The 23638-nt window shown below is 71.3% G+C and carries 17 protein-coding genes; 9 read left to right on the top strand and 8 right to left on the bottom strand.

What is annotated here, in order from left to right:
• Entirely contained in the window at window positions 1-4179 is a 4179-nt protein-coding gene (locus tag SROS_RS01885; RefSeq protein WP_012887177.1) for a HAMP domain-containing protein, read from the bottom strand.
• Between the two features lie 211 nt (window positions 4180-4390).
• On the opposite strand from SROS_RS01885, the gene SROS_RS01890 reads away from it, so the two are divergent.
• A complete protein-coding gene (locus tag SROS_RS01890) occupies window positions 4391-5839 on the top strand; it encodes a PP2C family protein-serine/threonine phosphatase (protein WP_081453008.1) in 1449 nt (482 codons plus the stop codon).
• Between the two features lie 45 nt (window positions 5840-5884).
• Here the strand turns inward: SROS_RS01890 and SROS_RS01895 are convergent, their stop codons facing one another.
• Together SROS_RS01895 and SROS_RS01900 are read right to left on the bottom strand one after the other, a co-directional pair.
• A complete protein-coding gene (locus SROS_RS01895; RefSeq protein ID WP_012887178.1) occupies window positions 5885-7651 on the bottom strand; it encodes a S9 family peptidase in 1767 nt (588 codons plus the stop codon).
• A 176-nt stretch (window positions 7652-7827) separates the two neighbouring features.
• Entirely contained in the window at window positions 7828-8661 is an 834-nt protein-coding gene (locus SROS_RS01900) for a putative RNA methyltransferase (protein ID WP_012887179.1), read from the bottom strand.
• A gap of 1123 nt (window positions 8662-9784) precedes the next feature.
• Here SROS_RS01900 and SROS_RS01905 point away from each other — a divergent pair.
• Window positions 9785-10291 (top strand): hypothetical protein, encoded by a 507-nt coding sequence (locus SROS_RS01905; protein WP_148268916.1) that lies wholly within the window; start codon window positions 9785-9787, stop codon window positions 10289-10291.
• Between the two features lie 108 nt (window positions 10292-10399).
• Here SROS_RS01905 and rho read toward each other — a convergent pair whose 3' ends face one another.
• Window positions 10400-11551: a transcription termination factor Rho gene (gene rho / locus SROS_RS01910; RefSeq protein WP_012887182.1), complete on the bottom strand. Its 1152-nt coding sequence runs from the start codon at window positions 11549-11551 to the stop codon at window positions 10400-10402.
• A gap of 210 nt (window positions 11552-11761) precedes the next feature.
• Between rho and SROS_RS01915 the strand changes: the two genes are divergently transcribed.
• On the top strand, window positions 11762-12523 hold the full coding sequence (locus SROS_RS01915; protein ID WP_245564542.1) for an MBL fold metallo-hydrolase: 762 nt from the start codon (window positions 11762-11764) through the stop codon (window positions 12521-12523).
• Window positions 12524-12653: 130 nt separating this feature from the next.
• Here SROS_RS01915 and SROS_RS01920 read toward each other — a convergent pair whose 3' ends face one another.
• Complete coding sequence (locus tag SROS_RS01920) at window positions 12654-13874, bottom strand: MFS transporter (RefSeq protein WP_043651141.1); 1221 nt, start codon at window positions 13872-13874, stop codon at window positions 12654-12656.
• A gap of 138 nt (window positions 13875-14012) precedes the next feature.
• Window positions 14013-14564, bottom strand: a complete 552-nt coding sequence (locus tag SROS_RS01925; RefSeq protein ID WP_043651143.1) for a helix-turn-helix domain-containing protein — start codon at window positions 14562-14564, stop codon at window positions 14013-14015.
• Window positions 14565-14715: 151 nt separating this feature from the next.
• Between SROS_RS01925 and SROS_RS01930 the strand changes: the two genes are divergently transcribed.
• Window positions 14716-15999 (top strand): benzoate/H(+) symporter BenE family transporter, encoded by a 1284-nt coding sequence (locus tag SROS_RS01930; protein WP_012887186.1) that lies wholly within the window; start codon window positions 14716-14718, stop codon window positions 15997-15999.
• 173 nt (window positions 16000-16172) lie between these two features.
• On the opposite strand, the gene SROS_RS52630 is transcribed toward SROS_RS01930, so the two are convergent.
• Window positions 16173-16709 (bottom strand): LapA family protein, encoded by a 537-nt coding sequence (locus SROS_RS52630; protein ID WP_012887187.1) that lies wholly within the window; start codon window positions 16707-16709, stop codon window positions 16173-16175.
• 102 nt (window positions 16710-16811) lie between these two features.
• On the opposite strand from SROS_RS52630, the gene SROS_RS52635 reads away from it, so the two are divergent.
• The 3 genes from SROS_RS52635 (at window position 16812) to SROS_RS01950 (ending at window position 19771) form a co-directional block, all read left to right on the top strand.
• A complete protein-coding gene (locus SROS_RS52635) occupies window positions 16812-17867 on the top strand; it encodes an FAD-dependent oxidoreductase (RefSeq protein ID WP_245564703.1) in 1056 nt (351 codons plus the stop codon).
• Window positions 17868-17920: 53 nt separating this feature from the next.
• Window positions 17921-18889, top strand: a complete 969-nt coding sequence (locus SROS_RS01945) for a magnesium transporter CorA family protein (protein WP_012887189.1) — start codon at window positions 17921-17923, stop codon at window positions 18887-18889.
• 150 nt (window positions 18890-19039) lie between these two features.
• The gene (locus SROS_RS01950) at window positions 19040-19771 is read left to right on the top strand and encodes an HNH endonuclease family protein (RefSeq protein ID WP_012887190.1); all 732 of its coding nucleotides are present in this window, start codon (window positions 19040-19042) and stop codon (window positions 19769-19771) included.
• A 38-nt stretch (window positions 19772-19809) separates the two neighbouring features.
• On the opposite strand, the gene SROS_RS01955 is transcribed toward SROS_RS01950, so the two are convergent.
• Window positions 19810-20694, bottom strand: a complete 885-nt coding sequence (locus SROS_RS01955) for a DUF4429 domain-containing protein (protein WP_043651147.1) — start codon at window positions 20692-20694, stop codon at window positions 19810-19812.
• A 153-nt stretch (window positions 20695-20847) separates the two neighbouring features.
• Here SROS_RS01955 and SROS_RS01960 point away from each other — a divergent pair, with 153 nt between their 5' ends.
• Window positions 20848-22125 (top strand): aspartate aminotransferase type Ic, encoded by a 1278-nt coding sequence (locus tag SROS_RS01960; protein WP_012887192.1) that lies wholly within the window; start codon window positions 20848-20850, stop codon window positions 22123-22125.
• Between the two features lie 221 nt (window positions 22126-22346).
• Window positions 22347-23606, top strand: coding sequence for an MFS transporter (locus SROS_RS01965; RefSeq protein WP_012887193.1), 1260 nt, complete (start codon window positions 22347-22349; stop codon window positions 23604-23606).
• Window positions 23607-23638: the final 32 nt, after the last annotated feature.

A 23638-nucleotide genomic window follows, 5' to 3' on the forward strand; every position in this document is an offset into this window, starting at 1 on the left:
TCACGCCCCTTCGTCGGAGTCGCCTGCTGGCTTGCCCCGGGTGAGCCAGCCGCGCAGGCGTTCCAGCAGGCGGTCGACGTCCACGGGTTTGGGCACGTAGTCGGAGGCGCCGGACGCGATGCTTTTCTCCCGGTCTCCCTGCATGACCTTAGCGGTAAGCGCGATGATCGGCAGGTCGGCGAACTGGGGCATCCGCCGGATCGCGGACGTGGTGGCCCAGCCGTCCATCTCGGGCATCATGATGTCCATCAGGACCAGCGCGACGTCCTCGTTGCGTTCGAGCTGCTCGATGCCCTCCCGGCCGTTCTCGGCGTAGACCACCGTGGAGCCGTACCGTTCGAGGACGCTGGTCAGGGCGAAGACGTTGCGGATGTCGTCGTCCACGATCAGGATCTTGGCTCCGGTCAGCGGATCGTCGCCGCCCTTCCACGCCGGGCCCTCGTTCTGCGGGAAGTGCGAGACCGGCAGTTCCTCCGGCAGCGCCAGCTCCGGAAGGTCGTCGGGCTCCTCCAGCACTCCGATGAGCGTCTGGTTGCGCGGCGAGGAGTTCGGCGCGGCCGCCCCGCCGTCGCGCGAGGACAGCGGCCCTCCGTAGGACGGCGGCAGGTAGAGGGTGAAGGTGCTTCCCTGCCCCACCTCGCTGACCACGTGGATCTCGCCGCCGAGCAGGCGGGCGATCTCGCGGCAGATGGACAGGCCCAGGCCCGTCCCGCCGTACTTGCGGCTCGTGGTGCCGTCGGCCTGGCGGAACGCCTCGAAGATGACCTCCAGCTTGTCGGCGGCTATGCCGATGCCGGTGTCCACCACCTCGAAGGCGAGGATGCCGTCGGCGCCGCGCAGGGTGTCGTCCACGAAGGCCACCGCGCGCTGGGCGTGGATCACGCGCAGCCGTACCTCGCCCTTGGGGGTGAACTTGATCGCGTTGGAGAGCAGGTTGCGCAGCACCTGCTGGAGGCGCTGCTCGTCGGTGCGGAGCTCCTGCGGGACCGACGAGTCCACCTCGACGGCGAACGACAGCCCCTTGTCCTGGGCCAGCGGTGCGAAGGTGGCCTCGAAGTAGTCGACGAGCTTGGGCAGGGAGATCTGCTGGGGGTGGATGTCCATCCGCCCGGCCTCGACCTTGGACAGGTCCAGGATGTCGTTGATCAGCTGGAGCAGGGCGGAGCCGGCGCCGTGGATGGTCCTGGCGAACTCCACCTGCTGGACGGTGAGGTTGCCCTCGGCGTTCTCGGTGAGCAGCTTGGCCAGCACGAGCAGGCTGTTCAGCGGGGTGCGCAGCTCGTGGGACATGTTGGCCAGGAACTCGGACTTGTAGCGCGAGGAGACCGCGAGCTGCTCGGCGCGTTCCTCCAGCGTGCGGCGGGCCTGCTCGATCTGGAAGTTCTGGATCTCGATGGCCCGGTTCTGCTTGGCCAGCAGCGCGGCCTTGTCCTCCAGCTCGGCGTTGGAGCGGCGCAGCTCCTCCTGCTGGCGCTGGAGCTCGTCGGAGCGTTCCTGCAGCTCGGTGGTGAGGCGCTGCGACTCGGTCAGCAGGTCCTCGGTCCGGGAGTTGGCGATGATCGTGTTCATCGTGACGCCGATGGTCTCGACGAGCTGGGTCATGAAGTCGTGGTGGACCTCGCCGAACTGGCTGAACGAGGCCAGCTCCACGACGCCCAGGACCTGGGTCTCGAACAGGATCGGCACCACGACGATCTGGGCCGGAACCGAGGAGCTGAGGCCGCTGTCCACGGTGAGGTATTGGGCGGGGACGCTCTCCAGGATGATCCGCTTGCCCTCGAACGCGGCCTGTCCCACGATCCCCTCGCCGACCGCGAAGCGGTTCCGGATCTTGGAGCCGGGGCGCGCGCCGTACCCGGCGATCATGAAGAGGTCGTGGTCGCCGGTGGGCTCGGCCAGGTAGAAGGCCCCGTAGTGGGCGGAGACCAGCGGGGTCAGCTCGCTCATGATCAGCTTGGCGACCTCCATCAGGTCGCGGTGGCCCTGCATGAGACGGGAGATCCGGGCCAGGTTGGACTTGAGCCAGTCTTGTTCCTGGTTGGCCTTGGTGGTGTCGCGGAGCACGGACACCATCGTGTTGATGTTGTCCTTGAGCTCGCCGATCTCACCCCCGGCGTCGACGGTGATGGAACGGGTCAGGTCGCCGGTGGCGACCGCGGTGGTGACCTCGGCGATCGCGCGGACCTGGGTGGTGAGGCGGCCCGCCAGCTCGTTGACGTTCTCGGTGAGGCGCTTCCAGATGCCCTCGGCGCCCTCGACGCGGGCCTGGCCGCCCAGCTTGCCCTCGGAGCCGACCTCGCGGGCCACTCGCGTGACCTCGGAGGCGAAGGAGGACAGCTGGTCGACCATGGTGTTGATGGTGGTCTTGAGGGCGAGGATCTCGCCCTGCGCGTTCACGTCGATCTTGCGGGTCAGGTTGCCGTTGGCGACGGCGGTGGTGACCTCGGCGATGTTGCGGACCTGGTAGGTCAGGTTGTTGGCCATGGAGTTGACGTTGTCGGTGAGGTCCTTCCAGACGCCGGAGACGCCTCGGACGCGGGCCTGGCCGCCGAGCTGGCCCTCGGTGCCGACCTCGCGGGCGACGCGGGTGACCTCGTCGGCGAACATCGACAGCTGGTCGACCATGGTGTTGAGGGTGTCCTTGAGCTGGAGGATCTCCCCTTGGGCGTCCGCGGTGATCTTCTTGGACAGGTTGCCCTGGGCCACCGCCGTGGAGACGGCCGCGATCTGCCGGACCTGGGTGGTCAGGTTGTTGGCCATGACGTTGACGTTGTCGGTGAGGTCCTTCCAGGTGCCGGAGACGCCGCGCACCTGGGCCTGGCCGCCGAGCTGGCCCTCCGACCCGACCTCGCGGGCGACCCGGCTCACCTCGGAGGCGAAGGAGGACAGCTGGTCGACCATGGTGTTGATGGTGGTCTTGAGCGCGAGGATCTCGCCCTGCGCGTCCACGTCGATCTTGCGGGTCAGGTCGCCGGTGGCGACCGCGGTGGTGACCTCGGCGATGTTGCGGACCTGGTAGGTCAGGTTGTTGGCCATGGAGTTGACGTTGTCGGTGAGGTCCTTCCAGACGCCGGAGACGCCGCGCACCCGGGCCTGGCCGCCGAGCTGGCCCTCGGTGCCGACCTCGCGGGCGACGCGGGTGACCTCGTCGGCGAACATCGACAGCTGGTCGACCATGGTGTTGAGGGTGTCCTTGAGCTGGAGGATCTCCCCTTGGGCGTCCGCGGTGATCTTCTTGGACAGGTCGCCCTGGGCCACCGCCGTGGACACCGCCGCGATGGCGCGGACCTGGGTGGTCAGGTTGCTCGCCATGACGTTGACGTTGTCGGTCAGGTCCTTCCAGACGCCGGAGACGCCGCGCACCTGGGCCTGACCGCCCAGCTCGCCCTCGGTGCCGACCTCGCGGGCGACGCGGGTGACCTCCTCGGCGAACGCCGAGAGCTGGTCGACCATCGTGTTGACGGTGTTCTTCAACTCGAACATCTCGCCGACCGCGTCGACGGTGACCTTACGGCTCAGGTCGCCCCTGGCGACCGCCGTGGTGACCAGCGCGATGTCGCGGACCTGGGCGGAGACGCGGCTGGACATGGTGTTCACGGCCTCGGTGAGGTCACGCCAGCTGCCCGACATGCCCCGCACGTTCGCCCGGCCGCCCAGACGGCCCTCGGTGCCCACCTCGCGCGCCACGCGCGTCACCTCGGAGGTGAACAGGGAGAGCTGGTCGACCATGCCGTTGATCGCCTTACCGAGGCGGCGCACCTCGCCCCGTGCCCGGCGGTCGAGGTCGATGCGCCGGGACAGGTCTCCCTTGGCCACCGCGTCGATCACGTCGGCCGCGCCGGTGACCGGCCCGACCAGGGCGTCGATCAGCGAGTTCACCGAGTCGACGCTCTCGGCCCAGGAACCCACGCCCGGACCCGCGGTGAGGCGTTCGCTGAACCGGCCTTCCTTCACCACCTCGCGGCGGACCCGGTGCAGCTCGTTGGCCAGGTGCTCGCGGCGGTCGGCGACCTCGTTGAGCAGCAGGCGGATCTCACTGAGGATCCCGGGAGGAGCGTGCGGCACCCGACGGCGGAAGTCACCATCGCGCCAGGTGATGAGTGTCTGAAGAATCGGCTTCAGATCCGATTCGCTGTAACGTCGCTCCTCGACGTCGGGCACGGTATTGGCCGTGGTCATGAGACCTCCTTGACTCCCGGGGGGCGCAGCCGCGAGTCATCCCAGTCTGTCACGGTGCGGAACCCGCAGTCCCGCCTTCGATTTACCCCATGGCAGCGTGAAGTGTGGTAGGCACGGAACAGTGACCAATGCTCCCCGAGCCGTCCTGGCTGCGACGTTCGCCCCAGGAGACACGGCCGTCCCTGCCGCCCGGCGGTTCACCGTAGAGGTGATGACCGCCTGGGCCGCCACGTCCGTGCTGGCCGTGGCCGAGCAGCTGGCGGGGGAGCTCGTCGCGCAGGCGGCCCAGGCGCCGTTCGAGGTCGTATGGAGCCACCTGGAGGACGGCGTCCAGGTGGAGGTCCGCCAGAAGGGCGTCCCCGGAGGCGTCCCCGCCGGCCCCACCGTGCCGGTCGACGAGTGGGGCGTCACCTTCTCCGGCGAGCACCACACCCACTGGGCGCGGCTGCCGCTGCCCGGCTCCGCCGAGCGGACGGCCGCGGAGTGGTCCACGGAGGAGCCGAGCCGGGGACCGATCTGGATGGGCTTCCTCGCCGACGCCAGCGACCTGCTGGCCGGCACCCTCGACCCGGACATGGTGCCGGCGATCATCTCCCAGATCGTCGTTCCCCGTCTGGCCACCTGGTGCGCGGTCTACACCTGGAGCGGCGACGGCGGCCCGCAGCGCCCGGCCTACCTGTGGCACACCGACGAGCGGCGCATCGACGAGCTGCGCGAGGAGCTCGCCACGGCCCAGATCCCGCAGGCGGGCGGCTCCATGCAGCTCGGCGACTCGCAGATGCTCATCATCCCGCTGCTCGCGCGGGGACGGGCGCTGGGGGTGATGTGCCTGGGACGGCCGGACCGTTTCGCCGAGGACGCCTTCCAGTACGCCGAGGACATCGGCCGCCGCGCGGCCCTCGCGATGGACAACGCCCGGCTCTACGCCACCCAGGCGGCGGCCAACCGGGCGCTGCAGCGCAGCCTGCTGCCCCCCAACGAGCCGGGCGAGATCCCGGGGCTCGACCCCGCCGTGGTCTACGAGCCGGCCGGGGAGACCAACGAGGTCGGCGGTGACTTCTACGACCTGTTCGCGGCCGGGGACGACTCGTGGCGCTTCGCGGTCGGCGACGTCTGCGGCACCGGCCCCGAGGCCGCCGCGGTCACCGGTCTGGCCCGCCACACCCTGCGGCTGCTCGCCAGGGAGGGGTACGGCGTGGCGGCCGTCCTCGACCGCCTCAACCAGGCGATCCTGGACGAGGGGGAACGGGCCCGCTTCCTGACCCTGCTGCACGGCGAGATCAAGCCCGTGCCCACCGGGCTGGACGTGTGGATGGTCTCCGCCGGCCATCCCGAGGCGCTGCGGCTGCGGCCCACGGGCGTCGTGGAGACGGTGGTGACCTCCCAGTCGCTGCTGGGGGTCTTCCCCGAGGCGACCTTCAAGGCCGAGGTCGTCCACCTCGACCCCGGTGACGTCCTTCTCGCGGTGACCGACGGGGTGACCGAGCGGCGTCAGGGCGGACGGCTGCTCGACGACGACGGAGGACTGGCCAAGCTGTTCGCCGAGTGCGTGGGCCTGTCGGCGCGGGCGGTCGCCGAGCGGATCCGCCGGGCCGTCCAGGACTTCGCCCCCGAGCCGAGCGCGGACGACATGGCGATCGTGGTCCTGCGCGCCCGGTAGCGCCCGGGGCCGCGCGGGCTCCGTCGCCCGGCGGCCGCCGGGCCGCTAAGCCTCGGTCCTGATGTGCTTGCGCGCGAATTCGAGCTGGGCCGACATCTGCGCGATCCGCTCGGAGACGACCAGGGAGCCGTGGCCCGCGTCGTACCGGTAGACCGAGTGCTCGTGGCCGCGCTCGGCGAGCCGGGACACGTAGGTCTCGATCTGCCCGATCGGGCAGCGCGGGTCGTTCTCCCCGGCCAGGATCAGCAGCGGCGCCTCGACCTGGTCGACGTAGGTGATCGGCGAGCAGTTCGCGTAGCGCTCCGGCTGCTCGCCGGGGGAGCCGCCGAGCAGCGCGCGGTGATAGGCCCGCAGCGCCTCGGTCTCCTCCTCGTAGGTGGCCAGATGGTCGGCGATGGGCACCGTGGCGATGCCCGCCGCCCACACCTTGGGCTGGGTGCCCAGGCCGAGCAGCGTGAGGTAGCCGCCCCAGGAGGCGCCGGACAGCACGAGCCGTTCCGGGTCGGCGATGCCGCGGTCGACCATGACGTCCCTGACCGCGGCGACGTCGGACAGTTCGATGTGCCCGACCTCCCCCACCAGGGCGTCCCGCCAGGCCGAGCCGTAGCCGGTGGAGCCCCGGTAGTTGACCCGCACGACCGCGAAGCCCAGGTCCACCCACGCGGCCACCTGCGGCACGAAGGAGTCGTCGTCCTGCGAGGTCGGCCCGCCGTGCAGCAGGAAGATCGTGGGGAACGGTCCCGAGCCACGCTCGGGCCGTGACACCAGGGCGTGGATGCGCCCGCCGGGGCCCTCCACGTCCACGTCCTCGACCGGGACGGACGGCGGCGAGATCGGGCCGCCGTGGTTCATCACCACGTGGCCGTTGCTCGACCGGATCACCGGCGGGTGGGCGCCGCTGGACCAGGAGTACTCCACCGAGCCGTCGGGGCGGGGCGTGGCGGCGTCGATCACGCCGTGCTGGGTCTCGATCGGGAAGAGCCTGCCGCCCGCCAGGTCGTAGCGGTGCAGGTGGGTACGGCCCCGGTTGGCCCGGACGACGAGCAGCGAGCGGCCGTCGCCGTACCAGTCGGCGGTGATCTCACCGGGGTCGCGCAGCCAGATCTCCCGCTGCTCGTCGCTCTCGGGGTCCCAGACCAGCGGCTCGCGGCGGCCCCTGCGCTCGTGCAGGGTCAGCAGCCGGCGGTCGCCTTGGACGGGCGCGAAACGCAGGCCGAGGACACCCTTGCCGGAGCCGTCGTGCAGGTCGCCGACGGTGTCGCCGTTCTGCCGGAGCACCCGCAGCGCGGGGTGCCGGGAGTCGCCGTGCTCGCTGTGGCTGATCGCGATCAGCGAGCCGTCCAGGGACATGGCGGCCACGGAGGCGGCCTCGGCGTGCTCGTAGATCGGCCGGGTGGACCCGCCCGGCCGTACGACATGGATCTGGAAGCCCTCGCCGGGCCTGGCGACGCCTATCGCGGCCTCGCCCGTGGCGGACAGCGCGATCCCCGCCGGGTAGCCGGGGGCGAGGTCGATCGGCTCGTCGGGGCCGCCGGTGAAGGGCTGGCGCATCCAGCGGCCCCACTCGTCGCCGTCGGTGTCGGAGAACCACCAGATCCACTGGCCGGTGGGGTCGATCGTGCCGTGGGAGGTGCCCTTGGGCCGGGCGGTCGCCTGGCGCATCGATCCCGCCGCCCGGTCCCAGGCGTAGACCTCCCAGGCGCCGGAGGCGTTGCTGCGGTAGACGGCGCGGGCCGGAGCCTGACGCGCCCACACGGGCAGCGTCACGCGTGGCGCACGGAACCTGGCCTGCCAGCGCTCCTCCGCCTTCATATGGCGCTTCCCTCCGTCAAGGCATTCGCTTCACGCGTCCAGGCGCGGGCTCGCTGGATTGCCGTCCAGTATGTCGCTTCCGCCACCAATTTGCTTAGTTAATGTGTGGGAATTTCGGACTAAATACCACTTCAGTAACATGCGTCCCGAAGGTAGCTGTCAAGCGCAAGGCTTGATCAGGGGGCGGGTTGAAAGATAGACATACGGAAAGAAGCGGTCACGTTGCTTGTTTCCGGTAGTTTCATGATCTTTCTTCGCATAACTTCCGGCTCGGTGTGCCAGGCGCTCGGTCCCATTCCCACGACGGCCTCGATTGCCCCGTGTCCCAGCGTCATCCCGAACTCGTGGACGCTCCGCCCGGTCTCCACGAAGTGGCCGCTCAGGCTCTCCGCGACCCTCCGCTCCTTCGACTCGTCCACCGAGAGCAGCCCCAGCCGCTCCACCAGCGGTTCGAGGTGCCGCGAGGTGGGCGTGACCACGACCAGCACGCCGTCGTCCTTGAGCACCCGGGCGAACTCCGCCCCGTTGCGGGGGGCGAACACGTTGAGGACCACGTCGACCGTACCGTCCCCGACGGGCAACGGCCGCCACACGTCGGCCACCACCGCCCCCAGTCGGGGGTGCGCCCGCGCGGCCCGCCTGATCGCGTGCTTGGACACGTCCAGCGCGATCCCGACGGCTCCCGGGAGCCGGTCGAGCGCCCCGGCGAGGTAGTGTCCCGTCCCCGCGCCCGCGTCCGCGACCACCTTCGCGCCGGTACGGCAGGCGCCGGCGACCGCCTCCGCCAGGGGACCGAAATACCCCGCCCCGAGGAACGCCTCCCTCGCCGCCACCATGGCCGTGCTGTCCGCCGTGCCGGGTGCCTGGGAACCGGTCAGCAGGCTGACATATCCCTGTCTGGCGATGTCGAAGGCATGGCCCTGAGCGCAGCGGAGAACCCGGTCGCCAAGGTCGAATCCGGCTCCGCAGACCGGGCAGATGAGGTATTCGACGATGTCTGTGAGGCCCACCGGATAACCAACTAACTGAAGATCGTCTTTGTCGGCGCAGGCATTCGCAGGCCGGCACAGCTAGAAACGGCCCCGAGCCGGTGTTCTCGCACCGGTCCAAGGCCTTGATCAAGCATCCTGACAGGACCAGGAGACAGATCCATGCTCGACCCTACCGCCGCCCACGCCTGCCACGAACGGCCACGTCCGGTGGCGTGGTGTACACGTATCTGGGGCCGAGGCCGAGGGTGATGCCGGGATCAGGGTGGCGTCGGGGTCGTTCGCCGTCAACCGGCGCGGCGCCGTGTTGGGGTGGAAGGTCAAAAGCGCGGCGAGGGTGGGTGGGTGGCCGGGGGCCGTTTCTTCTGTGCGGGCCGGTGTCTCGTGGCCTGGGGGCGGTTCAGGAGGGGCTGGCCGATGGGCGGGTGGGAAGGTCTGGTGAGGGGGCAGTGGTGGACTGGGCGAGGCAGGGCGGGCGCCGATGAGCCCCGCAAGCGGTAGTGATCAGGGTTTTTCCTTGATCTGTTGGGATTGGGCATGCTATAGGACGTCCAATCCCAACAGATCAAGGAAAAACCCCGCAGCGCCCTCTCTTTCGCCCGCGCAGCGGGGAGCATTCCGTACGGCGTGGCACGAAAGAGTCGGCCCTGGGCCAGTCCGCTCACCCCTCGCTGCGCTTTTGACCTTCCACCCCGGTATGGCGCCGCGCGGATGGGCTGGTCCCGGGCCACTCCACCTACCTCTCGCCGCGCTTTTGACCTTTCACCCCGTACGGCGTCGCACGAAAGGGCCAGCCCCAGGCCACTCCACCCACCCTTCGGTGCGCTTTTGACCTTCGACCCCGTACGGCGCCGCGCGGATGGGCTGGTCCCCGGCCACCCCCTGGGGCGGAACGGGGGTGAACGGGCACCGCTACCGCCGCCCGCCACAGGTGGAACCCGTCCACCACATCCGTGGACGCAACCCCACGTGTGCGGCCGCGACCGCGTCAGGCGCGACCGCGTCAGGAAGGAGATCGGCCCTTCCGAGGGCACCGAGGAGTACCTGATCACGATCTATCCCGGGACGGGCGGGAAGGCGGTCGTCCAGCGGGGTTAGCGAGATGCAAGGACGTTCCAAGTCGCCGGTCCTATAACTCGGAGGCATGAGGAAGAGTTCTTTGATCGGCGGGTTGCTGGCGTCCGTGCTCGTGGCGGGCCTGCCGGCGGCCGCCGACGCCGCCGTGAGCCCAGCCGCGAAAGCCACCGTGACCGCCGCCGTGAGTGCCGGCGCGACCGCCCCCGCGGGGGCGAAGCACCACTGGGGGCCGGTGCGGTCGGCCGCCGGGCATTCCGGGCACGCCGTGGCGGATGTGTGGATCACGGACTTCAGCGCCGAGACGTTCGCCGTGTCGGGCACGCTCCGCGACCGTGACCCCCACCGTGACCACTGCGCCTACATCCGCGCCAGGTTCCACTACACCGGCGGCGGCACCGGCTGGGCGCGGCCGCGCTCGACCTGCGGCCCGAGCGGTGCGTTCAGGCTGTCCTCCGACGGGGAGATCACCCGGGTGGACGTCAGGGTCTGTGTCCTGGACCGTGGCAGGCGCACGACCTCCTCCTGCCACGTCGACGTCATCCGGGCGGAGGACATCGCCAACTGGCCTCGCTAGCCGGGGCCCGCGATCGCGGGGGGAGAACCGGGCGGGAATCGTCCGGCAGGGGGAGGCGGCCATGGCCGGTCGGTCAGCCGGCCGGCCGGTCGGGCTCCGCCCGGGGGATCAGGTGGTCTGCCGGACCTGCTGGAGGAAGGCGGCGTTGGAAGGGGTCTCCCGGAGCCTGTCGGTGAGCAGTTCCAGGGCCTGCTGCTTCTCCAGGCCGCCGAGGGTACGGCGCAGGCGCCAGGTGAGCTGGTGCTCCTGCGGGTCGAGCAGGATCTCCTCGCGGCGGGTGCCGGAGGCGTCGAGGTCGACGGCGGGGTAGAGGCGCTTGTCGGCCAGCGCGCGGCTGAGGCGCAGCTCCATGTTGCCGGTGCCCTTGAACTCCTCGAAGAGGTTGTCGTCCATCCGCGAGCCGGTCTCGACCAGGGCGGTGGCGAGGATCGTCAGCGAGCCGCCGTCACGCAGGTTGCGCGCGGCGCCGAAGAAGCGGCGCGGGGGGAGCAGGGCCGCGGCGTCGAGGCCGCCGGCGAGGGTGCGTCCGCCGCCGGGGGCGAGGTTGTTGTAGGCGCGGCCCAGGCGGGTCAGGGAGTCGAGCAGGACGACGACGTCGTGCCCGCTCTCGGCGAGGCGCTTGGCGCGCTCGACGGCGAGTTCGGCGAGGGCGGTGTGGTCGCGGTCGGGGCGGTCGAATGTGGACGCGGCGACCTCGCCGTGGATGGACTCGCGCATCTCGGTGACCTCCTCGGGGCGCTCGCCGACGAGCACGACCATGAGGTGACAGTCCGGATGGTTGCGCGTGATCGCGGCGGCCAGGTCCTGCAGGACCATGGTCTTGCCCGCCTTCGGCGGGGCGACGATCAGGCCGCGCTGGCCCTTGCCGATCGGCGCGAACAGGTCGATGACCCTGCTGGTCACCGACTCGGTCTCCAGACGGAGCCGCTCGCGCGGGTGGATCGGCGTCATGTCGGCGAAGTCGGGCCTGTTCCGCCAGTCGGTGGAGCCGTTGACGCTCTCCACCTCGGCCAGCCTCTCGTACGGCTTGCGCGTGGTGGCGACGACGTGGTCGCCGGGACGCAGGCCGTACTGCCTGATCTGGGCGTGGGGCACGCGCACGTCGTCCACCCCGGGGAGGTAGCCGTGGGTGCGTATGTAGCCCGTCTTGTCGCGGACGTCGAGCAGCCCGGCCACGGTCTCCAGGTAGGCGTCGCTCTCGCGAGGACGCGGAGGGCGTGCGGCACGTGGCCGCTTCTTGGTGGTGGTTTCGATGGTCATGAGTGACCTTTCACAGGCGAAAGGTCGTGACTGACCTTTCGGGGGAAGAAACCGCATGCCTGAGAAGGCGCGGTAAGAAAAGGTGGAAAATGGAGCGGATCATCGCACGTGGCCTAGCCGACAGTGCGTCACGCTCGCTACCACAGTAGCATCGTCAATCCGTATCAAGCAGGAGACCGGATGCCACATCAGTCCATAACAGTCGCAGGCGTGGAAGTGTTCCCGCTGTGCGACGCCGTGGGGCCGATGGGCGCCTCGATCCGGCGGCCACTGCCGGAGATGTTCCCCGGAGGCTGCCACGGGGGGTCCGACGAGTGGATCCTGCACTTCCACTGCTACCTGCTCCGTGACGCGGCGGGCAGGACCGTGCTGGTGGACACCGGGATCGGCCCGGAGGACTCGCCGGCGGCGAGCTGGGCGCCGGTCCCCGGAGCGCTCGGGTCCGAGCTCGCGCGGGTGGGGGTGCGCCCCGAGGAGGTGGACGCGGTGGTCATCACGCATCTGCACAGCGACCACGCGAGCGGGGCCGTGATCGGCGGGGTGCCCGTGTTCGCCAACGCCCGGCACGTCTTCCAGCGCGCCGAGGTCGACGCGGCCGCCGAGGAGGTCCTGGCCCAGGTCGTCCGGCCGCTGGGCGAGCGGGTGCAGGTGGTCGACGGCCAGGCGGACGTGCTCCCCGGCATCCGGGTGTTCCACACGCCGGGGCACACCCCCGGCCACCAGGTCGTCCAGGTGGGCGAGCTGGTGCTGACCGGTGATGTGGTGCTGCATCCGACGCAGCTGGCCGACCCGAGGGTGACCTACCTCTACGACAGCGACCCCGAGCTCGCCGTCGCGACGCGGGTGGAGCTGCTGGAGCGGGTCAGGGCCGCGCGGGGGATGATCGCCACCGCCCACTTCGCCGAGCCCTTCACCGTGCTCCCCCCGCGTGACCCCGGCGGTCCCCGCGTGACCTCGACGGTCTCCGCCTGAGCCCGGCGCTCCCCGCGTGACCCCGGCGGGCCCCGCCTGAGCCCGATGGCCCCCGCCTGAGCCCGGCGGGCCCCGCGGGACCCCGACGGTCCCCGCGTGACCCCGGCGGCGGTCCGGGGCCTCTTCCCTCCTAGCCGCCCGGCTGGGTGGACAGCAGCAGGCGCCGGGCCTTGCCCCGGTAGCGGAGGACCTGGACCGCGCCCAGCGCCCAGATCGGATACTGCACGGCGAAGGCCCAGCGGAACGCGTCCAGGTCGGTCTCCCCGATCAGTTCGAGGGTGATGCCGACCAGGGCGATCACCGACACGGACGCGACGAACCCGCCGCCGTTCACGATGCCGGTGGCCGCGCCGATCCGGGCGGCCGGGTTGAAGGTCCTGGCGTAGTCGAAGCCGATCATCGACCCCGGTCCGTTGGCCGCGAGCACCACCACGAGCAGGACGAGCAGCCAGAGCGGCGCCCGGCCGGGCCAGGCCAGTACGGCGGTCCACGCCCCGGTGGTGGTGCCGATCACGATGAGCACCATCCGGGAGCGGTGGAACGGGAACCGGCCGGCGAGGTAGCCGAGCAGCGGCCCGCACGCCATGCCGCACAGGGTAAGCGTGGACAGCAGCACACCCGCCGTGGACGGGTCGAGCCCCTGTCCCTGGACCAGGAACGGATAGCCCCACAGCAGCAGGAACGCGGCCGCCGAGCACTGGGTGGCCGCGTGGGTCCACATGCCCAGGCGGGTGCCGGGCTCGGCCCAGGCGGCCTTCAGGCTGGGAGGTCCGTCCGTCCGCGCCGGGCGGGCATCGCGCAGCACCGTGAGCAGCAGGATCACCGACAGCACGCCCAGGCCGGCGGCGCCCATGAAGGTGGGCGTCCAGCCGTACGTGTGGAGGGAGTGGATCAGGGGCACCGCCGAGGCGATCGCGCCGAGCTGCCCGATCAGGCCGGTGAGCTGGACCATCACCGGGTTGCGGTGGGCGGGGAAGTGGAGGTTGACCAGCCGGATCACGCTGATGAACGTCATCGCGTCGCCGCAGCCGATCAGCGCCCGGCCCGCGACCCCGGGGAGCAGCCCCTCGGACAGCGCGAAGACCAGCTCGCCGCAGGCCATCACGGCGGCGCCGGCGACCAGCATGCGCTTGGACCCGATCCGGTCGACGAGGACTCCGACGGGCACCTGCATGGCCGCGTAGACCAGGATCTGCAGCATCGCGAGCGTGGAGAGCCCGGCCGCGCCGATGCCGAGCCTCGCGGCGGCCTCGATGCTGGAGACGCCGAGGGACTGGCGATGGAAGATCGCGATGACGTAGGCCAGTACACCCGTGGCCCAGAACATCACTGCCGTGGACCGTGGTGTCATGGGCTAAATATTACTTTTAGGGGTTTTATGGGATGTGTTGGGGTGGTCATGAGGTCCGGAGGCGGGTATATTCCCCGGCCCCCCGACGGTGAGGAGCATGGCGGCGAGGGGTGAGGGGCATGGCGGCTCCGCCCGCGCTCACCGGTGGGGATAGCGCATGAGCAGGCTGGCGTGGACGTCCTGGTCGCCGATCGCGGCGTAGGTGTGCGGGACGTCCGAGCGCCACGTGAGATGTTCTCCCGGTCCGGCCCGGAGCGGCGCGTCCTGCGGGCCGGCGCTCAGCACCCCGGCGAAGACCGTGATGTGCTCGGTGACACCCTCATGATGGGCCGGCGAGACCTGGGTGGCCCCGGCCGGGATCGTCAGCCGGTAGAGCTCGTAGGTGACGGCCTCATCCTCGAAGACCTGGAGCAGCACGCCCTCGACGGCGGTGCCGCGGATGACGGGGCCGGTGCCCACGGCCAGCGCCAGAGGCACGCCGAGCTGGGCGGTGACCGCCCAGAGCGTCTCCAGGGTGGGGTTGCGGGTGCCGTTCTCCAGGCCGGAGAGCGTGGCCTTGCCGACGCCCGCGCGCCGGGCGAGTTCGGAGAGCGAGATGCCGCGTTCCTCCCTTAACCTGCGGATTCGCTGACCTACGTCCGGTGTTCCGATGTCCCGGGCGGGACGGGGGCTTTGTGTACCGGAGTCCATGAGGCTATCGTGCAGCATGCCGACCGTTCCGTTTACGGAACGGCTGTCGGCGCGCGGGACGGGCGCGGCAGGTGGCGGACGCTCCGGGCCGATCGAAGGCTTCCGGGAGGCGCGGAGAGATTTCCCGAGAAGCACGGAAGGGACGACAGGGATGACACGCCTTCTTCAACCCGTGCTGGCAGGGGTGGTGACCGCGCTGGTCGGTTTCGCCAGCTCCTTCGCCGTGGTTCTGGCCGGGCTCCGGGCGGTGGGCGCCGACCAGCGGCAGGCCGCGTCCGGCCTGCTCGCGCTCTGCCTGGCCAACGGCGTGGTGGCGATCTGGCTGGGCCTGCGGCAGCGCGTGCCGATCACCATCGCATGGTCCACGCCCGGGGCGGCGCTGCTGGTCGCGACCGGCGCCGTGGAGGGCGGCTTCCCCGCCGCGGTCGGCGCGTTCGTGGTCTCCGGCCTGCTCATCACCGCCGCGGGGCTCTTCCCCCCGCTGGGACGCTGGATCGCGGCCATCCCCACCCCGATCGCCGGAGCCATGCTCGCCGGAGTCCTGCTCAACCTGTGTGTCGCGCCGGTCAGGGCCCTCGGCGAGGTGCCGCTGATGGCCGGTCCCGCCGTGCTCACCTGGGCGCTGCTGAGCCGCTTCGCCCGCAAGTGGGCGATCCCGGGAGCCCTGCTGGTCGCCGTCGTGGCCATCGCGCTGACCGGGCCCGGCCTGGGAACGGTGGACGTGCGCCCGGTGGCCGAGCTGACCGCCCCGTCCTGGAGCGTCGCGGCCATGATCAGTATCGCGTTCCCGCTGTTCCTGGTCACCATGGCCTCCCAGAACGTGCCGGGCATGGCGGTCCTCGCCGGGTACGGCTACCGCCCCCCGCTGCGCGGCATCCTCCTCGGCACCGGCCTGGCCAGCACCCTCGGCGCGCCTCTGGGCGGGCACGCGGTGAACCTGGCGGCCATCACCGCGGCGCTGGCCGCCGGTCCGGACGCCGACCCCGATCCGGGCCGCAGGTGGATCGCCTCGGTCACCGCCGGGGCCTCGATGATCGTCCTTGGCGTCGGCTCCGGCCTGGCCACCGCGCTCGTCCTGCTCTCCCCGCCGGTGCTCATCGAGGCCGTCGCGGGTCTCGCCCTGATCGGCGCGCTCGCCTCGGCGATCACCGCCGCCGTGGCCGAGCCGGAGGGCCGGGAGGCGGCGGTGGTCACGTTCGTGGTGACCGCGTCAGGACTGACCCTGCTGGGGGTGGGCGCGGCGTTCTGGGGACTGGTCGCGGGAGGAGCGATGACGTTCCTGCTCCGCGGGAGGAAGGCCCCGCGGACCGCACCCGGACGGAGCGCGCCCGAGGGGCAGACGCCGGGAGAGCCCCCGCCTGCGGAGACCGCGCCCGCGGAGGCCGGCGACAGGGAGGGCGCGGCCGGGGAGGGGACCCGGCTCAGCCCGCGGTGATCGTCGCGAGGTCCGGCCGGGCGGCTCGCCGGGCCACCGTGGTCGCGGACGCGTGTCGCCGCGCGGACCGTGGTCGCGGGCCTGGGCCACGGCCCCGTCGAACGTCCCGGACAGAAAGCCTCCGCCGGTACGGCATGCGTGCCGTACCGGCGGAGGTGTGGAGCGGGGGCGGGTTACCGGCCGTCCGCCGGGCGTCCGTGGCGACCGGCGACGAGCTGGTCGGTGCTGTGCTGACGGGGCACCTCGACCCGGGGGTGGGGCGCCGTCGTCTCGCCGCGGTCGTCGACACCGTCGCGGTCGCGGTCGACCCGCGGGTGGGCCGCCGTCTGGGCCCGGTCGTCGACGCCGTCGCGGTCGCGGTCGACCACGGGGGTCGCGGGGGCCGCCGGGTTCTTCTCCAGCTCGCGCTCAAGCGCCCGCTTCTCCTCCTCCAGGCGGGCGACACGGTCACGCGCCTCCATCCGGGAGCTGCGGAGCTTGCGGCGGTGCGTGGCGGAGCGGCGCATGCCACTGAACATGACCGCCAGCCCGAGCAGGAACAGCGCGCCGGTGACGGCGCCGGCGAAGAAGAACTCCAGCTGGGAGAGCTGAATCGTCTGGTCGAAGACCGTGAAAGACGCGGGGGTGGTGGCTGTGGCGGCCTCGTCCCAGGAGACCGCGACCACGGCCGCGCCCGCGAGTATGATCAGGAGGAGTCCCAGAACTATCATGTGACCTCATCTCGGGCTGCGTCTGTTGTCGTAAACCGCTGCTGCCCCGCAACCGCGGGATTATTCACCGCCCGCGGGCGGTTGGCAGGAAACGTGGCGGAGATCGATGTCGTGGTCATCGGGGCGGGGCAGGCAGGGCTGTCCAGCGCCTACTTCCTGAGCAGGGCCGGAGTCGATTTCGTGGTCCTCGACCGCTCCCCGCGTCCCGGCGGCGCATGGCAGTTCCGCTGGCCGTCCCTGACCCTCGGCGCGGCGCACCGCGTGCACGACCTTCCCGGCCTGCCGATGGGCGCCGCCGACACCACCCGGCCCTCGTCGGAGGTCGTCTCCGAATACTTCGCCGCCTACGAGCGGGCGTTCGGGCTGCCGGTGCGCCGCCCGGTCGCGGTGCGGGCGGTCCGGGAGGGCGTGGGAGGGCGGCTGCTGGTGGAGACCTCGGCCGGCGACTGGTCCCCCCGCGCGCTGATCAACGCCACCGGCACCTGGGATCGCCCCTTCTGGCCGCGCTATCCCGGCCAGGAGACGTTCCTCGGCCGGCAGCTGCACACCGCCGACTACGTCACCCGGGAGGAGTTCGCCGGCAGGCACGTCGTGGTGGTCGGTGCGGGGGCCTCGGCCATCCAGCTCCTGATGGAGATCGCCGAGGTCGCCACGACCACCTGGGTGACCCGCCGGCCCCCGGTCTTCCGTGAGGGCCCCTTCGACGAGGAGGCGGGCCGCGCGGCCGTCGCCCGGGTCGACGCCCGGGTCCGTGCCGGGCTCCCGCCGGGCAGCGTGGTCGGGGCCACCGGCTACCCGGTGACGCCGCAGGTCGAGGCGGCCATGGCGGCCGGGGTCCTGGACCGCCTGCCGATGTTCGACCGGATCGTCCCCGACGGGGTGGCCTGGGACGGCGCGGCCGCCGGGCACCCCGGTCGGGTCAGGGCCGACGTGATCCTGTGGGCCACCGGGTTCCGGCCGGTCGTCAACCACCTGGCCCCGCTCCACCTGCGCGAGCCGGGTGGCGGCATCCGCGTCGAGGACACCCGGGCCGTCCTGGACCCCCGCGTCCACCTGGTCGGCTACGGCCCCTCCGCCAGCACCATCGGGGCCAACCGCGCGGGCCGTGCCGCCGTCCGGCACGTCCGCCGGCTCCTCGACGCGCCCGTCGCGGCTTAGAGCGGAAGAGGAGGAATGTCCGTGCCCCGCGCCCCGGGCTAGTGTTGGCGGACATGGACCGCACTCGCCTTTACCGCAACGGCGTCCTGGAGGCCGAGGGCTTCCCCATCGAGGACGTCTCCGACCACATCGGAGACCCGTCCGTCGTGGTGTGGTTCGACCTGTGCTCGCCCTCGCCCGCGGATCTGGAGAAGATCAGCGAGGAGCTCGGGCTGCACCGGCTCGCCGTCGAGGACGCCCTCCACAGCGACCAGCGGCCCAAGCTGGACACCTACGACAGCCACCTGTTCATCACCGTCTACGGTGCCAAGCTGGTGAGGAAGCGCCTCGAACTCACCGAGATATCGATCTTCGTCACCAAGAACGCCCTGGTCACCGTCAGGGAGAGCCCTCACTTCGACATCGACGGAGTGATCAGGCGCTGGGACGCCAACGGCGAGATGGCCAGGTACGGCGTGCCGTACCTGCTGCACGGCCTGCTCGACTACGTGGTGGACGGCTACTTCGACGTGCTGCAGGTGATCGACGACAAGGTCGAGGCGCTGGAGGACGACCTCTTCGAGGACAACGACGCCGACCGGGTGCACATCCAGCGTCAGACCTACGAGATGCGCAAGAGCCTGGTGCGGTTCCGGCGGCTGGCGGTGCCGATACGCGAGGTCGTGGGCAGCCTGCTCCGCAAGGGCGTGGAGATGCTGGATCCCGCGCTGACCCCCTACTATCAGGACCTCTACGACCACGCGTTGCGTGCCTCCGAGTGGACCGACTCCCTGCGGGAGCTGGTGGGCAACGTCCGGGAGGCCCACATCAACCAGCAGGGCTTCAGGCTCAACGACATCATGAAGAAGATCACGAGCTGGGCGGCCATCATCGCGGTGCCCACGATGATCACCGGGTACTACGGCCAGAACGTGCCGTATCCCGGATTCGGCCAGCCGCTCGGCTTCTGGACCTCCACCGCCGCCATCCTCGTGGCCTCGTCCATCCTCTATCTGATCTTCAAGAAGAGGGGCTGGCTCTAGCCCTCCCCGCCGAGGCGGAGACCCCGGCCGGCGGAGGTCTCCCGTCCGGGCGACGGAACTGTGAACGGCGCGTCACGGCGATCGATGTTAAACCAAGGGAATTGCGGGGATCAGTCATGTCTTGGCCTGTAATCCTTTGTGGAGGCATGGGTGAGCACGCGGGGGGTGGTCACTGTCGTTCTGGGTGCCGCGGTGATGTTCTCACTGGTGAGCCCGGCGGACAGCAAAACGAGAGCCGCTCCTGAGAGCCGGGCCAGAGTCGCTCCGCTCGACAATCCGCACGGCACCCGGCCGGGGCTGGCCCCGGTCCGGTTGGCGCGTGACAGGATCGCGGCGATCAGGCTGATCAAGAAGCTGCGGATCAGGGGGATGGGGCCCAAGACCGGCTACACACGGGCCCGTTTCGGCGCCAATTGGGCGGACACGGCGAGGGGCGTGCCGTACGCGCGCAACGGCTGCGGCACCCGCAACGACCTGCTCGCCCGGGACGGCGAGCAGGTGAGATACCGCCGGGGATCGGACTGCGTCGTCGTCGCGATGAGCCTGCGCGACCCCTACACGGGCAGGACGATCCGCTGGCGCAAGCAGCGGGCGGACCAGGTCCAGGTCGACCACGTGATCCCGCTGTCCTACGAGTGGAGGATGGGCGCCTCGCGCTGGCCGATGGCCAAGCGGGTGCGGATCGCCAACGACCCGCTCAACCTGATCCCCGTGTACGGCGACGCCAACCAGGCCAAGGGCGGCTCGGGCCCGGCCTCGTGGCTCCCGCCGCTGCGCCGGATCCGCTGCGCCTACGTCGTGCGCTTCGCCCAGGTCGCCCTGAAGTACGGCCTGCCGGTCACCAGGGCCGACAAGGCCGTCATGCTGGCCCAGTGCCGTTAGCCCGTGTCCCGCCGCCGGGGGCGCCCGGCGGGTGCCGTTCAGAAGCGCCGGAGCAGCGCCTGCTTGGCGACGGTGAACTCCTCCTCGGTGAGCACGCCGTCCCGGTGCAGGTCGCCGAGCTCGCGCAGGCGGCGCAGGAGCGCGTCCGGGTCGGCGTCGCCCGCGGCGGCGGGGGCCGCCGGTGCGGGGGCGTCGAGAGCGGGCTGTGGCTCCGCGGCGCCGGAGGGGTGCGGCAGCCGGGCGAGGACGGCGGCGACGAACAGCGCGGCCGCCCGGGTCTCCTTCTCCAGGCCCCACAGGACCAGGCAGTGCGGGTCGTGCTTGGGGGCCAGCTTGTGCACCGAGCCCCTGAGGTTGAATCGGAGGTGCCCGTTCTCCAGGCCGACGGACGGGATCCACTCCAGGCCGAGCAGGTCCTTCAGCGGGAACTGCTGGGAACCCGCCGACTTCTTGGCCCCTTCGACCGCCCAGTTCCACTCGATGCGGAACGACTCGCCGTCGAACGTCGCGGTGCCGTCGCCTCCCCCCACGGTCAGCGGCACGCCGGGGCCGGGCATCAGGTAGCGGTCGCTGGGCCCGTCGGGCACCTGCTCGATCACCAGGGCGTTGCGCACCTCGTCGACGAAGTACTCGGCGGCGCCGGTGCGGCCGGCGTCGACGGCCAGCTGGTAGGGGCAGGCCGAGTCGGAGATCCGCCCGCGCGAGGCCTGGGTGAACGGGTCGGCGCCCTCCCGTAGTCGTAGCCGCAGCCGCCCGCCCTTCTTGCCGGGCTCGTAGGCGATGCCGGCCACCGCGGCCAGCGGGACCGCCACCTCCCCCAGGAGCTGCCTCAGCTTGTGCACACCCCGATCGCGGCTGGGCACGATCCGCAGGATCTCGCCGTCGAACGTCCATGTCCCGTCCCGAACCATGACCTCCGCCATACCGGGATCTTACGGCGGTGGCCGCCGCCGGGCGGGCTTCCGTGCCATGCGGCCGGGCCGTGGGCCGGTTTCCGGTCGCGTCCCGAGGTCTTCTATCCTTCGAAGTCCATCCGCGACGACGTCCACCCGCGATCTGCAGGCGAAGGAAACCCCGTGAGCTTTTCGGCCCTGAACCTCGACGAGCTGACCGCGCAGCGCGATCGCGCCCTGCGCGACTACGAGGCGCTCGTCCAGCGAGGACTCTCCCTCGACCTCACCCGGGGCAAGCCGTCGGGCAGGCAGCTCGACCTGGCCTCCGCCCTGCTGGCCCTTCCCGGCGGGCACACCGCCGCGGACGGCACCGACTGCCGTAACTACGGGGGGCTGCAGGGCCTCCCCGAGATCCGGGAGATGTTCGGCGGCCTGCTGCAGGTGCCCGCCGGTCAGCTGATCGCCGCGGGCAACTCCAGCCTCTCGCTGATGCACGACTCCATCGTCCACGCCCTGCTCGGCCGGGTGCCGGGCGCCGAGCGCCGGTGGGTGGAGGAGCCGCGGATCGCGTTCCTGTGCCCGGTCCCCGGCTACGACCGCCACTTCGCCCTGTGCGAGCGGTTCGGCATCGAGCTCATCGCCGTGCCGATGACCGCCGAGGGCCCCGACATGGACGTCGTGGAGCGGCTCGTGCTCGAAGACCCCCAGGTCAAGGGGATCTGGTGCGTGCCGAAGTACAGCAACCCCAGCGGTGTCTCCTACAGCGACGAGACGGTGCGCCGCCTGGCGGCCATGCCCGCCGCCGCGCCGGACTTCCGGATCTTCTGGGACAACGCCTACGCCGTGCACCACCTCACGGACACGCCGGTGGAGATCGCCGACCTGCTGGCACTGTGCGCGGAGAGCGGCAACCCCGACCGCGCCTTCGTCTTCGGCTCCACCTCGAAGATCACCTTCAGCGGCGGCGGCGTCGCCTTCTTCGGCTCGTCCCCGGCCAACGTGGCCTGGCTGCTCGGGCACATGGCCAAGGGGACCATCGGCCCCGACAAGATCAACCAGCTCCGCCACGTGGAGTTCCTCCGCGACGAGGACGGCGTCCTGGAGCACATGCGCCGCCACCGGGAGCTGATCCGGCCGAAGTTCGACGCGGTGGACCTGATCCTCACCAAGGAGCTGGGCGGCACCGGCCTGGCGTCCTGGTCCAACCCCGCGGGCGGCTACTTCATCGGTCTCGACGTGCTGGAGGGCTGTGCGCGCCAGGTGGTGAGCCGGGCCGCGGAGGCGGGCATCGCGCTGACCCCCGCGGGCGCCACCCACCCGTACGGCGACGACCCCCGTGACAGCACCATCCGCATCGCGCCCACCTACCCGGAGCTGGACGAGGTGGAGCTCGCCATCGCCGGTCTGGCCGTCTGCGTGCGTCTCGTCGGGACCGAGAAGCTGCTGGAGCAGGCCCGATAGCCAGGTGACCGGGCCGCCGCCGGTGACGGCGGCGGCCCGGATCCGGACAGGTGGCCCAGTCGATCCGTTGGGTTTTGGCTCTTATAGGGGGACCGGCCCGCTTCCTAGGGTGTGAGCTGCACAGCGGGGTGTGAGCCGTACGGCGCTCACGGCGGCGAGGAGCGGGACGCGGTGACCGGCGTCCGCATCACCCGGCTCAGCGGTGATGACCAAGGAGCCACATGTCCAGCAGGATCCTCCCGCCCTCCGGCCCGCCACGGGTTCTCGCCCTGGCGCAGCTGACCAACGCCTTCGGCGACGGCGCGTACTACGTCTGCTCGGCGCTGTACTTCACCCGGATCGTGGGGCTCTCCCCGACCCAGGTCGGCTTCGCCCTGACTCTCGGCTGGGCCCTCGGGTCCGTGGCGGGGGTCCCGCTCGGGCATCTCGCCGACCGCTGGGGCGCCCGGGGCGCGGCCGCGCTGCTGGCCGTCGCGACCGGCGTGGCGGCCGGCTCGTTCCTGTTCGTCACGTCCTTCGCCCTGTTCGTCCTGGCCGCCTGCCTCTACACCTGCTGCCAGTGCGGGCTCGGGGCCGCCCGGCAGGCGCTGCTCGCCGGGCTGGTGGACAAGGCGCGGCGGACCGAGGTCCGGGCCCACCTGCAGGCGACGGTGAACGCGGGGCTGGCGATCGGCGCGGCGCTCGGCGGGCTGGCCCTGCACCTCGACACCCGGCAGGCGTATCTGGCGGTCTTCGCGATGGACGCCCTGAGCTTCCTGGCCTCCGCCCTGGTGCTGCTCCGGCTCCCGGCCGTGCCGCCCTCGCCCCCCGCCCCGGCCGGTGAGCCGGTCCTGGCGGTGCTCCGGGACAGGCCCTATGCCCTGATCTCCCTCCTCAACATGATCATGCTGCTCCACATGCCCCTCCTCAGCCTGGTGATCCCGCTGTGGATCGTCCAGCGGACCGAGGCGCCGAGCTGGACGGTCTCGGCGCTGCTGGTGCTCAACACGCTGAGCGTGGTGCTCTTCCAGGTGCGGGTGGCCCGGCGGGTGACCGGCCTGGGCACCGCCTCCCGGTCCGTACGGCAGGCGGGCCTGGTGATGCTCGCCTCGTGCGCGGTGTTCGCGCTGTCGGCGGCCGGATCCTCGGCATGGGCCGCCGGAGCCGCCCTGCTCGTGGCCGCCTGCCTGCAGGTGCTCGGCGAGATGATGCATGCCTCCGGTGCCTGGGAGGTCGGGTTCGACCTGGCCCCGCAGGACAGGCAGGGCCAGTACCAGGGTTTCTTCGGCGCGGGCACGGCGGTCGCGAGGATGCTCGGTCCCCTGCTGCTCACCACATTGATCATCACCTGGGGTCCGCCGGGCTGGCTCCTGCTGGGCGGCCTGTTCCTGCTGGCCGGCTCCGCCATGGGGCCGGCCGTACGCTGGGCGGAACGGACCCGGGCGGCGGGTTCGCCGAGACCCGCGGTGGCACCTCCGCTTCCACAAGAATCAGCCTCTTGAAAGAGGGAATGAGATTCCTCATGGCCGGGGGG

Origin of the sequence: Streptosporangium roseum DSM 43021 (assembly GCF_000024865.1) — a bacterium.
GTDB classification, from domain to species: domain Bacteria; phylum Actinomycetota; class Actinomycetes; order Streptosporangiales; family Streptosporangiaceae; genus Streptosporangium; species Streptosporangium roseum.